Here is a 12,543-nt window from a genome sequence, read left to right on the forward strand (position 1 = left end):
CCTTTTCTTCACAGGAATTTTTAATAGACTTTCTTTTTTAAAATAGCATAAAGTTCTTCGTAAGTATGCACGTAATAATCCATACCTTCAATCGCATCATTTTGGAAGCTGCAGGTGGCGATTCCAAGCTCCTTTGCGGGAAGCAGATCTAATTCCCTATCCCCGACGACGAGATCAATCAAATAATCCTTCAGTATGTGTTTATAGGCTGAAGGGTCTGGTTTCCTCGGAAATTTATCTTCATATCCGATGATTTTCGTAAAATACCCTGTTAGCCCGTGGTGTCTCATTACGCTTGTCACGACTTGCTTCGAGTTATGAGTGACGATGAAATTATGGTCCGCAAGCTCTAATATTTTCTCCAAATGTTCGAATGGGATAAATTCCGAAGGTTCCAGTTCTTCCTCGAGAGAGCGGAATTCCTCTTTCAACTTTTCGGAAAATCCATAATGCTCAAATGCATGGGTGAAAGAGACTTTCATATGGCTTAAGATTTCTTCTTCCTCTGCATTATCCCCGAGTACTTGTTTGAAAAGTTTCACAAATAGACGATAGCTATCTACAAGCGTCCCATCAAAATCCCAAAGTATATTCATAAATTCCTCCTTATTCCAATTCTCTTCCTATTCACTATTATAATACGAATTTAGCCTCTGATACAAAAGTCACTAATTATCTATTTTGTTTGAATTATCAAATAACTTCATTGACCTTGTTCCTAAACCCTGATAGGTTATTAATATATTCAAATACTAGATGTTAGAATAACTGACCATCTAATCCGACTTTACTGATGCAAAGTAGAGCGATCCATTAGATGCAAGAGCCAGTTATATGTACAGGGGGTAAGTGTGTCTATTTACCTGTGCTGTACATATTGCTGGCTTTTTTATCAACTGAAATACATAGATAAACAACTAAGGAGGCAGCGTTTTTTTGGAAAATGCAGATTTGATTTTCTTAAATGGGAAGGTGCTTACGATGGATGACGCCTTCCCTACAGCTGATGCTGTGACGGTGAAAAATGGTGTCATACAATACGTTGGGGATGATCCAAGTGCTTTGTCGTTCGCAAATGAAGATACTGAAGTCATTGATTTAAACGGTAAAACTTTAATGCCTGGTTTTATCGAGAGTCATATTCACCCTGCCATTTTTGGGTTGACGTTATTAGAAGTGGATTGTAAACCGCCTACCACTCCGTCAATCCTCCATCTTTTAGAGAAAATCGACGCTCAAGCAGCCAAAACCCCAAAAGGTGAATGGATTAAAGGCTGGGGATGGGATGATAGCAAACTTGCTGAAAAACGAAATCCAACTCGTTGGGAACTAGATGAAATCGCACCTGATCATCCTGTTTTATTAAAAAGAGCATGTGCACATATGACGGTAGTTAATACAAAAGCTCTTGAAATGAGCGGGATCACAGAAGATACCCCCAATCCACCTGATGGTAACATTGAGCGCGACGAGAATGGAAGATTGACCGGGTTATTGCAAGAAAAAGCCCAAGGGCTGCTGGCTGACCCGAAGTATGAGCTGCCGGATATGATCAAAGGGATGAACCTTGCCCAAAAGCAGTTCGCACAATTTGGGATTACAACGGTGCATGACATGTCAACTCAAACAACAGATCTCCGACTCTATCAGTATCTGTTAGAAAAGGATGCGCTCAAAGTGAGGGTACGTCCATGGATTTGGGCAATCGATCAGAATGGCTTTGATGGATCGATGGAAGAAGTCCTTAAAGTGGGTTTAAGGAGTGGTTTTGGAAACGACATGGTGAAAATCCAAGGTTTGAAATTCATGTTGGATGGAAGTGTCGGCGGCAAAACTGCAGCTGTTACTGAACCATTTTTAGGAACAAAAGAGACCGGCATTCTCTATAACGACACCGACGAAATATTCCCTTTAATGAAAGAAGGAATTGAATCAGGATTAAGGATCGCTATTCATGCTATTGGAGATCGCGCTATTGAAGTGGCTCTCAGTGCCTTTGAAAAGATCAAAGAGACGAATGAAGTTACTGGTATGCGGAACCGAATCGAGCATTGTGCCTTACCAACCCGGAATCACCTTTCGCGTATGAAAAAGCTTGAATTGATCGCTGCTTCATCTGTCGGATTTCTCTTCCATATTGGAGACAATTATTTACTTAAACTCGGAAAAGAACGGATGAAAGATGTATTTCCTCATAAATCTTTCAAGGAATTCGGAATTGTCGCTCCTGGTAACTCAGATTTGCCAGTTACAGACGTAAATCCATGGATGGGTATATACGGAGCAGTGACAAGGAAATCATCCAGCGGACAGATGCTTGATGAATCACAAAACATATCCGTATGGGATGCGTTAAAAGCTTATACGACAGATGCAGCCTACAGTTCATTTGAAGAGGAAACGATCGGAGTCATCAAGCCAAAAGCAAAAGCCGATCTTATGGTCATTTCAGATGATCCGCTACAGGTAGATGTAGAGAAACTGAAAGATATAAAGGTTGAAAAAACGTTTCTCGAAGGAAGAATGATTTATGAATCTACTCATTATCAAGTGCTGGAAAGGAGAATGTGATGTTTAGTGAACAGCAGCAATTGATCCTTATTTCGGTAGTGGCAGTATACTTTCTCTTTTTATTTGGTTTATCCCTATTTATCAATCGGAAAATCAAAACGTATGATGATTACAATGTAGCAAGCCGTTCTGTCTCACTTGTTCCCCTTATCCTCACTTTTGTCGGAACGGCGATTGGCGGCTCGATCTTACTTGGATATATGACTAATGGTTACCGCTTTGGCATGGGACAGCAGTGGCTGGCCATAGGCTTCACCTTGACATCGATTGTCATGGCGATTTTTTTATTGAAGCGGATCCGATTACTTGGTGAAAAATACAATATGGTCACACTCGGTGACTTTACCGCTCTTCGTTATGGAGAAGGTGCAAGAATACCCACGGTCATCTGTATCATGGTCGCTTATTGTGCAATAACAGGAATGCAATTCGTTTCGATCGCCACGATTTTGAATTTGACGATTGGAATGAGTATGACGGTTGGAATCTTGATCAGCTGGATTCTTTTAACTTTGAAAACCTATTTCGGGGGCCTGAAGTCTGTCATTTGGCAAGATGCTATTCACGGGACGATCCAAACGGTAGGGATTTTCATTCTTTTTGCCGTCATTTTGTTTACGATGGGTGATTGGAACAGTATTTCAGAAAGAGCGACGAACACAGAAAACGGGAATATGTTAAGTATTTTCAATATCTCCACTTCCGAGTTTTTGGTCTATATGTTGACGATCGGTGCTTATCAATTCATCAGACAAGATCTCTGGCAGCGTTTTTGGGCTGCTAAGGATATAAAAACTGCACAATCAGGCTATTGGGCAGCCATCGTACTTGGATTCATCACTGCTGCAATTGTAGTTGCGATTGGCGTGTTCACGAAATTCGGTTTATTGATGACAGATATTGATCCTGCACTGATCTATTATGAAGTCATTGGTGCTGTATTACCGTTTCCAATGGTGATCGTGATGTTGCTTGCTCTATTAGCAACTGTAATATCCTGTGCAGACTCCTTTTTCGTAGCAGCTTCATCCTCAATCGTCAACGATATTATCAAACCGAGGATGGGCGATATCGATAATCGGAAAATGCTGCTCTATAGCCGCTTATCAGTTGCGGTTGTATCCGGTGTTGCTCTTTTGTTAGCACTCTATATCCCACAGTTGATTACTTTATGGATTACAGGATCAGCGATGCTCGTATCCGGGCTGCTGGCTCCCGTGCTGTTCGGATTGTTTTGGAAACGGACAACTCAAACAGCAGGGATTGTATCGATGTGGTCAGGGTTGATCGTGGCTGTCATCTGGCAGATAGCCGGACATCCGTTTGGACTACATCCCGTTTTCATTGGGCTGCCTGTGTCCTTATTGGCAATCTTGACTGTTACGTTGGTTTCACCTCAAGAGCAAGAATGCATCATGTATGAAGAGTTAAAGAAAATCGGTTGACACGTGAAATCAATCCCAGCTATCTTTTGAAGGATGGCTGGGATTTTCTAAGAAATACATTCATTTCCAATGTTTTATTGTAACATGGGTTAAAAGGGGGGCGTTCAACATGAGAAAAATGTTTGTTTTCGGATTATTGCTTATTCTATCAATGTCATCAGCCTTGATCACCCCTATTCAACAAATCGATCAACTGACACTACCTGATGAGGAAAAGGTCCTCTCGACTCAAGGATATCTGGTGTCGGCTGAAAGTGTCACCCTATCATCGACCACCATCAATCCGAAAGGTTCTTCTAAAACACTCTTCAACCTTCAGTCCTTATTTGTTGAAGAACCATTAGAATGTGTTCCTTACGACTTCGTAAGTGGATCTCATCTCTTATCTGATGCCACCAGTTTCATTTATGCAGTCATGTACCATGCGAATTATCTCTCCTGAAAAACTGCCAAGTTCCAAGTAACTGGATCATAACGACTGGCTCTTTCTGTTTTTATATCAGACAAGAGTGATTTTGTGTTGGAAAAATAGTTTATCCATCCAGACGGAGGGATTATAGGAGAGATAAAAATGAAAAATAATAATGATTCTTTTGAAGGTATTGTAATCATTTCATCAATCATCATCGTGTTTTTCGGAGTGATGATCATCACCGGGAAAGTGACAGGGAATGATTGGGTCACCTCTTTCCCTGAAGTTTCATGGAATAATCTAGTTGCGAAAGAAGCGTTGAAGGATTTGTTTGATTTTTAACGATAAGTGTCAATGAAGCCTGGACGTTTTACATCTACATTGAAATAGAAGAAAGCCAAAAAATGGGGTTGACCAATCCGGTCATCCCCTGTATTCGTTCATAAAGTATTCCCATAAAGCTTGATTAGCCGTTTCGTATGGATGACGATGACTTTTGCGACAGCATAAGTCGGAATCGCGAGGATCAATCCTAAAATACCTCCTATCGCGCTTGCGACAAGCAACAGTAAGATAATCGTCAATGGGTGGACATCCAAGCGTTTTCCCATAACTTGTGGTGATATCAGGTTACTTTCAATTTGCTGGATGACAACAACACCAAGGATGACATATAAAGCCGTCATTGGTGATTGGATCAATCCAACGATCACGCCTGGTGCAGTACCAATGATAGGGCCGATGAACGGCACAACATTCAATACCAGTGCAATCAACGCAAGGATCAACGCATAATCCAAACCGATAATAAGATACCAGATATACACGAAGGTCCCGATGAAGACACTTACGATCAATTGACCTTGAATGAAGCCGCTCAACGCTTCATCCATATCCATTAAAATCTTTAATCCTTCCTCACGATGTTTTTCAGGTAAAAAACGCAGAATGGAACCAGGAAGTTTTTCTCCATCCTTAAGCATATAGAAAAGGATGAACGGCAGCAGGATGATCACGATAATAATGTTCGTCAGTATATTCAAGAATGAAAGAATATGACTGCTTATAGACGACGATATATTTCCAATTGAGCCGGATATTCGTTCTGTAAGATTCCCCTCTTTGACCATTTCACTGCCTAATAATCGAGATACTGCAGGATGTTGTTTCCAATCCTCCATTTTTTCCTTGAAGTCTTCTGCTAATTCAGGAGCACCGTCCACTAACCCTTTTACTTGCTCTTGTAAGACAGGGCCAAATGTCCAGAAAACACCTGTGGCAACTCCTGCAAAAGCAAGATAAACGATCAAAATCGCCAGAACTTTAGGGACTTTCAACTTTCGTATCCACTTGACCACTGGACGGAATAAATAGAAAAACACACCCGAAACCACAATTGGAAAGAATAAAGTTGTGATCAGGATTCCAATCGGTTTGAATAGAAAGGATATTTCCATCCCGATCCAAACGATGATGAACAATAATAATATCCATATGAGTGCGCGAAACAGTTTAGATTGTAACACCCCTCCAACCTCCTCTCTGTTTCTCACTCAATACCCTTAAAGAAGTAACTTCTAACTTCCAAATCTCACATACTGTTTCAAATGTTCATTCATTTCCTAATATCAAATACGGAACAACTTTTAGAAAACGACCTTTAATAAATACCAGTCTTATTTTGAATAAATAGGATAAATCAAATTAATTCATTTATAATCATTTATAATTCAGTGTTATCTATTACTTTTATCCACAAAAAGAATTTGTTATAATAGTAATCAGATTTCTGTAGAGGAGAGGTCCGGATGAAAGACAAATATCCAGAGATAATGACGGTTTCACAAGTTGCAGAATATTTACAAATCAGTGAAATGACAACTTATAAACTTGTCCAGGAGAAGAAAATCCCCGGTTTTAAGATCGGACGGCATTGGCGAGTAAAAAAAGAAGATCTTACTATTTATATAGAGAAATTAAAAAACGGTGAAAAAATTTAATAAAAGCGGTGACTTAGAAGTGTTGGAAAATACAGGTGAACGTATCATTCCCGATGAAATGAAGCCGACAAACGGCCGTTATTTAGAACATATTGCAAGATATTATTTTTCACTTCCCTATGTGAAAGGTAAAGTTTTGGATATTGCTTGTGGTTCAGGTTACGGTAGTCAATTTGTTGCAAAAACGAAGAAAAAAACGATATCAGAACTTGTAGCGGTGGATAATTCCGCCGAAGTAATCGATTATGCATTAAAGCGATACAATCATCCACTTATTGATTATCATGTAGAAGATGCACTAGATTCGAATCTTGTCCAAAAGATCGGTATGTTTGATACGATTCTTAGTTTTGAAACAATTGAACATGTTCATGATGAAAGCCAATTTGTCAAAAACCTATTTGATATGCTGAACCCTGGAGGAATGTTGGTCTTGTCCACTCCTTTCGGTCAAGGTAGAAATGAACCTTGTGGATCTCCATTTCATTATTTTCAATTAACCCCAGAAGAATTTGAAGTTCTTTTTACCCCTTATCCTTTTTCTGAGGTGGAAATCTATCATCAAAGAGGCGTAACGATTGAACCACCACGTAATAAAGTGAAATATGCACTTGGAGTAGCTGTATGCAGAAAAAGTTTTGAATAGGCGCCATCCAATTTGGAAGACGATATTCAACACACATAGGACGCCTGAAAAATGGCTGCCTTCAACTAAGTTCGTTTGAAAGAAGGTGTATTGTGTGGAAAATGTAATCATAAAGAGATTTCATAAAAATGAAATCCGGTTCGCATTCGTTAATCATGGAAGGTTATATACGTTATTGATGGTGAAAAGTCCTAAATGGTCTTTAAAAACGTTTGATAAAGATTTGATTGATAACCCGATCCATTACAAAAACTTATTAAATGAATTTTTTTCGAGTTGGGAAATTCTGAAGTTTTTATCTGAACAAAATATAAAAATATCAGATATACAGGTGGAAAATGAAAATCAGTTGAAGGAGTTTATGTAAAGTGGCAGTGTTTGTAATTTGTGACAAGTGCGAAGGGACTGGTAAGATTAAAAGAAGATGGTTCGTTGGCGGTGTGAAAAAATGTCCTGAGTGTAAAGGTACTGGTCGCATACTAGAAAGGACTTATCGATATAAACTTTTAAGGATAAAAAGAAAAATCAAATTATAGATAATTAAACATGGAGGATTCTTATGAAAGCTACCCCACCTATTAAATTGTTCGCCCTTGGCGGATTAGGCGAAATCGGAAAAAATATGTATGGTCTCCAATATGAGAATGAAATGATTTTGGTTGATTGCGGAATCAAGTTTCCAGATGAAGAACTACGAGGAATCGACTATGTCATTCCTGATTTCTCTTATCTAGAAAAAAATAAAGATCTTATCAAGGGAGTATTCATTACCCATGGACATGAGGATCATATCGGTTCGATTCCCTTTTTATTAAAACGTCTGAATGTACCAATCTATGCTGGAAAATTATCCATAGGCTTCATCAAAGATAAACTTGAAGAACATCGTCTTTTGCGCGGAGCAAAATTGAAAACGGTTGATGAGAATTCATTTGTTGAATTCGATCATTTTTCAGTCCGTTTCATGCGAACAAGCCATAGTATCCCTGATTCATTAGCGGTATGTATAAATACCCCATTTGGGACCATAGTCCATACAGGTGATTTCAAGTTTGATCTAACACCAGGAGGCGCATCTTATGATATCGGTAAGATCGCTGAAATTGGCAATGAAGGTGTTTTTTGTTTAATGTCAGATAGTACGAACAGTGAAATTCCTGGTTTCTCTTTGTCCGAATCAGCCGTCAGAGAAACCTTATTTGATATTGTTGAGCAAATTGAGGGACGCATTATTTTTGCGACATTCGCATCGAATATCTATCGTCTTCAGCAAGCGATAGAGGCTTCCATCGCTTTTAATCGTAAGGTAGCGGTGTTTGGGCGAAGCATGGAACGGTCGATTCGGATCGGGCGTGAATTAGGTTATATTAAAGCACCTGACGATACTTTTATTGCAGGTAATGAGATCAACCGATATCCATCTAGTAATATCACAATCTTATGTACAGGAAGTCAAGGAGAACCTATGGCTGCCTTAGGTAGGATAGCAAAAGGCTTACACCGTCAGATCCAAGTCATACCAGGAGATACGGTCATCTTTTCTTCCTCTCCTATTCCAGGTAATATTAAACAGGTTTATAAATTGATTGATCAATTGGAACGAATCGGAGCTGATGTCATACATAATAAAATGAGTGACATCCATACCTCTGGCCACGGAACCCAGGATGAACAGAAATTGATGATTCGTTTACTGAAACCAAAGTATTTTGTTCCGATCCACGGAGAATACCGGATGCTTGTCAACCATGTAAAGTTGGCAGTTGATTGTGGGGTCGAACCTGAAAATACGTTTGTTTTAGATAATGGCGATATTTTGGAATTAAATGATGATGGGGGGCGAATGTCAGGATCCTTTCCTGCAAATCCAGTCTATGTGGATGGAACAGGTATTGGGGATATTGGAAATATCGTTCTCAGAGATCGTCGTCTCCTTTCCCTATGTGGAACAGTGGTCGTCACCATCACGATTGATTCAAAAAATGCAACCTTGCTCTCTGGCCCTGCACTTGTCTCACGGGGATTTGTTTTCATGAGAGAATCCGGAGAGCTGTTAAGTAAAGCAGAAATACTTGTTGAAAAGGAAGTTAATACAATGCTAGCAGAAGGGATCACAAAGTGGTCTGATTTGAAAAAAAAGATTTCAGACCTTCTTACTTCCTACTTTTTTGAAGAAACGAAAAGGAATCCAATGATCCTCCCTGTCATCATGGAAGTATAATCTTAGTAATGGAAAGGCATTTATTATGAGGAAACAACCGCACCTAGAAGAAGAAATCAACAAAAGGAAAACATTTGCAATCATTTCACATCCAGATGCAGGTAAAACAACCCTGACTGAAAAAATATTGTTCTTAAGCGGGGCAATCCGTTCGGCAGGTACAGTCAAGTCGCGTAAATCAGGGAAGTATGCAACTTCCGACTGGATGGAAATGGAGAAGCAGCGTGGCATTTCCATCACTTCTAGTGTCATGCAATTCACGTATAACGATTATAAAATCAACATTCTTGATACCCCTGGCCATCAGGATTTCAGTGAAGATACGTACCGTACTTTGATGGCGGTCGATAGTGTAGTTATGATCATCGATGCCGCCAAAGGTGTAGAGGCTCAGACAAAAAAGCTCTTCAAGGTTTGCAGCGATCGAGGCATTCCAATCTTTACATTCATCAATAAGATGGACCGACAAGGCCGAGACCCATTTGAATTGCTTGAGGATATTGAAGAAGTCCTGGGAATTCAATCGTTTCCGATGAACTGGCCAATCGGGATGGGGAACGCTTTCCAGGGCGTCTATGACCGCATTATACACAAAATACATGTCTATGATAAACAGCGAGAACATCATTCCTTTAAGTTAGAGAATGATGATTTTAGCGGTAATGAAATAAAACAATTCGTGCAACCTGAACAACTATCGGAATTGCAAGATACCATTTCCTTGTTGGATGAAGCCGGTGACTCCATGGACATGGAGGCGATCAAACAAGGCAAACAGACACCGGTGTTCTTTGGAAGTGCGATTTCAACGTTCGGTATTCCAGCTTTCATGGAGCATTTTCTTGAACTTGCACCAGCACCACAGGGTCGGGAAAGTGATGAAGGATATATAGAACCATCTGATGTGGATTTTTCCGGATTCATTTTCAAGATCCAAGCGAACATGAATCCTGCCCATCGAGATCGTATTGCGTTTATGAGAATATGCTCAGGTAAATTCAACAAAGGGCTGGAAGCATGGAACAATCGAACGAAAAAGTCAGTCAAATTGGCACAAGGCCAACAGTTCTTTGCTGCATCCAGAGGAAATATCGATGAGGCCTATCCAGGAGATATCGTCGGGTTGTATGATCCGGGATTATATCAAATTGGAGACACTCTTTGCGGACAGAAAAATTCGTATTCTTATGGTAAACTACCTCAGTTTCCGCCGGAGCATTTTGCAAAAGTCCGTGCCAAGAATGCCATGAAACAGAAACACTTCTATAAAGGGGTCGCTCAATTGGCTGAGGAAGGTGCTGTACAGGTTTATAAAACGGCAAAAATGGAAGAAACGATTCTTGGTGTTGTCGGTGTCCTGCAATTCGAAGTTTTCGAACAACGGCTGAAATCGGAATATGGGGTGGATCTAGACATCCAACATCTTCCTCATACATGTGCTAGGTGGGTTTCAGAAGATAAGAACTTGAAGCTGGACAGTCCGAATTATCTTGTTCACGATGCATTAGGAAAACCAGTGATCATCTTCGAAAGTGACTTCGCCTTGAGATGGTTCAAAGATAAAAACCCAAATATAGAACTACAAGAATAATTGAGAAGCAAACGCATTAATACCTTGCATTTAATGTATAAAAACAGCTCTGGAAACAATCACCAGAGCTGTTTTCTCTTACCCTTTTTCCTTGTCGTTCCTTTGTCCGTAGAATTCATGAAACAATTTCATCAGGGCGCGTTTTTCGATCCGAGAGACGTAGCTTCTAGAGATTCCCAGGTCTTTTGCGATCTCTCGTTGGGTCCGTTCTTTTTCTAGATCGAGTCCAAAACGGCCGACAATAACTTCCTTTTCACGATCATCGAGGATATAGATATGTTCATAGACCTGTTTCTTTTCCATCTTCAATTGAATGGTATCGACGATGTTTGCTCTAGGAGTAATCAGATAAATAAATACAAATTTCTATTTTGATTCAAGAAAAGGTATTGTTTTTTCTAAATATTCCTGCCAGTAGCCTTCATTACCTTCTAGATCACGTATCCAATAGTACATCATCAAATTTCGAATTCCTGTTTTCTCCCTTTAGTAAATGAATTCTTAGGTTTAGTAGGATTAGTAGCTTATGACAACACTTTCGAAAGTCGCATTGCACTTGTACGGTAAAAAACGTTCAGGGCACCACTCAAAAATATTCTTGTAATTGGCACCTTTTATATCCATTGTGAGTAGATCACAAAAAGTTTAAAAATGAGTTGGTTGAGTTTATTTAATAACGAAATTTTTACAAAATACTATAAAAAATTTAAAAGATTTTAATTTCCGAGAAAAGAAATGATCAATTTATATACTTCTTCTGTCTCCTCTTCCTCAGAAAAAGAAGATAAAAAGCCATGGATTGTCCCACTAATTTGTCTATGTTGGACAAAGTTGCCAGCTTGGAATAGCTTTTCCGCATAAGCAACTCCTTCGTCTCTTAATACATCATATTGAGCCGTTATCACAAGTGCATCTGGTAAATCACTTAAATCTTCAGCTCTGATTGGGGAGGCATAGGGATGAAACTTACTTTCATCTTTCCTAATATAGTAATTCCAAAACAGAGCCATTTCTTTATTTGTAAGACCATATCCTTTAGCATTTTCATGATAGGAGGAGTAAATGGAATCATGTTCTAACGAGTGATAGTCTGTAACCGGATATATGAGAATTTGTTTTGCGATGTATGGCTCTTTTCTGTCCCTACACATTTGTGAGACTACCGCAGCAAGATTCCCCCCAGCACTATCGCCACCTATAAAAATTTGCTTCCCTTCTCCATTTAACATTTCCAGGTGCTCTGAAACCCATTTAGTTACAAAGTAACAATCCTCAGGTGCAATTGGAAAGGGATGTTCTGGAGCTAGTCGGTAATCAACAGAGATTACTTTAACACCTCCTCTATAGGCTAGCTTGCGACAAATTATATCATGAGAATCTAAACCACCTTTTACAAATCCTCCACCATGAAAAAACACAAACAAGTTATAAGGTCCTTCAATATTGGGTGTATATACTCTAATTAAAGTATCTGTTTTGTTATGAATAGAAAGGTCCTCAATTTTTTTAAAAGGATAATTAAAACCATTCCATTCTTTTTGTTGAAATCGGTCTCTTTCTTTTTTTAATTTCTCTATATCTGATATATCAACCGTTTGTGCTACTTCTAAATGCGCTTTAACATATGGTCTTAATGTCATCTAATTACCTTCTCCCT

General features: G+C 39.3%; 12 protein-coding genes and 1 pseudogene. 9 read left to right on the forward strand and 4 right to left on the reverse strand.

What is annotated here, in order from left to right; genetic code table 11:
- Positions 1 to 20: 20 nt before the first annotated feature.
- Positions 21 to 596, reverse strand: a complete 576-nt coding sequence (locus KOL94_RS08875; RefSeq protein WP_221565738.1) for an HAD-IA family hydrolase — start codon at positions 594 to 596, stop codon at positions 21 to 23.
- A 340-nt stretch (positions 597 to 936) separates the two neighbouring features.
- Between KOL94_RS08875 and KOL94_RS08880 the strand changes: the two genes are divergently transcribed.
- From KOL94_RS08880 to KOL94_RS08895, 4 genes are all read left to right on the forward strand, one after another.
- On the forward strand, positions 937 to 2,571 hold the full coding sequence (locus KOL94_RS08880) for an amidohydrolase (RefSeq protein ID WP_221565740.1): 1,635 nt from the start codon (positions 937 to 939) through the stop codon (positions 2,569 to 2,571).
- Positions 2,571 to 4,016 (forward strand): sodium:solute symporter family protein, encoded by a 1,446-nt coding sequence (locus KOL94_RS08885; protein WP_221565742.1) that lies wholly within the window; start codon positions 2,571 to 2,573, stop codon positions 4,014 to 4,016. The genes KOL94_RS08880 and KOL94_RS08885 overlap by 1 nt, the downstream gene beginning before the upstream one ends.
- Before the next feature lie 109 nt (positions 4,017 to 4,125).
- On the forward strand, positions 4,126 to 4,458 hold the full coding sequence (locus KOL94_RS08890) for a hypothetical protein (RefSeq protein WP_221565744.1): 333 nt from the start codon (positions 4,126 to 4,128) through the stop codon (positions 4,456 to 4,458).
- A 129-nt stretch (positions 4,459 to 4,587) separates the two neighbouring features.
- On the forward strand, positions 4,588 to 4,770 hold the full coding sequence (locus KOL94_RS08895; protein WP_221565746.1) for a hypothetical protein: 183 nt from the start codon (positions 4,588 to 4,590) through the stop codon (positions 4,768 to 4,770).
- Between the two features lie 98 nt (positions 4,771 to 4,868).
- Here the strand turns inward: KOL94_RS08895 and KOL94_RS08900 are convergent, their stop codons facing one another.
- Positions 4,869 to 5,954: an AI-2E family transporter gene (locus KOL94_RS08900; protein ID WP_221565748.1), complete on the reverse strand. Its 1,086-nt coding sequence runs from the start codon at positions 5,952 to 5,954 to the stop codon at positions 4,869 to 4,871.
- A gap of 282 nt (positions 5,955 to 6,236) precedes the next feature.
- Between KOL94_RS08900 and KOL94_RS08905 the strand changes: the two genes are divergently transcribed.
- From KOL94_RS08905 to KOL94_RS08925, 5 genes are all read left to right on the forward strand, one after another.
- A complete protein-coding gene (locus KOL94_RS08905) occupies positions 6,237 to 6,428 on the forward strand; it encodes a helix-turn-helix domain-containing protein (protein WP_221565750.1) in 192 nt (63 codons plus the stop codon).
- A gap of 19 nt (positions 6,429 to 6,447) precedes the next feature.
- On the forward strand, positions 6,448 to 7,074 hold the full coding sequence (locus tag KOL94_RS08910) for a class I SAM-dependent methyltransferase (protein WP_311775171.1): 627 nt from the start codon (positions 6,448 to 6,450) through the stop codon (positions 7,072 to 7,074).
- A 94-nt stretch (positions 7,075 to 7,168) separates the two neighbouring features.
- Positions 7,169 to 7,441 (forward strand): hypothetical protein, encoded by a 273-nt coding sequence (locus KOL94_RS08915; RefSeq protein ID WP_221565752.1) that lies wholly within the window; start codon positions 7,169 to 7,171, stop codon positions 7,439 to 7,441.
- A gap of 192 nt (positions 7,442 to 7,633) precedes the next feature.
- Positions 7,634 to 9,295, forward strand: coding sequence for a ribonuclease J1 (gene rnjA / locus KOL94_RS08920; RefSeq protein ID WP_221565754.1), 1,662 nt, complete (start codon positions 7,634 to 7,636; stop codon positions 9,293 to 9,295).
- 25 nt (positions 9,296 to 9,320) lie between these two features.
- A complete protein-coding gene (locus KOL94_RS08925; RefSeq protein WP_221565756.1) occupies positions 9,321 to 10,886 on the forward strand; it encodes a peptide chain release factor 3 in 1,566 nt (521 codons plus the stop codon).
- A 78-nt stretch (positions 10,887 to 10,964) separates the two neighbouring features.
- On the opposite strand, the pseudogene KOL94_RS08930 reads toward KOL94_RS08925, so the two are convergent.
- A pseudogene (locus KOL94_RS08930) lies at positions 10,965 to 11,216 on the reverse strand (sigma factor-like helix-turn-helix DNA-binding protein); the annotation flags it as partial.
- Between the two features lie 386 nt (positions 11,217 to 11,602).
- Entirely contained in the window at positions 11,603 to 12,526 is a 924-nt protein-coding gene (locus KOL94_RS08935; protein WP_221565760.1) for an alpha/beta hydrolase, read from the reverse strand.
- Between the last annotated feature and the right edge of the window lie 17 nt (positions 12,527 to 12,543).

The sequence above is a fragment of the Alkalihalobacillus sp. TS-13 genome (assembly GCF_019720915.1).
In the GTDB taxonomy this organism is placed as follows: domain Bacteria; phylum Bacillota; class Bacilli; order Bacillales; family Fictibacillaceae; genus Pseudalkalibacillus.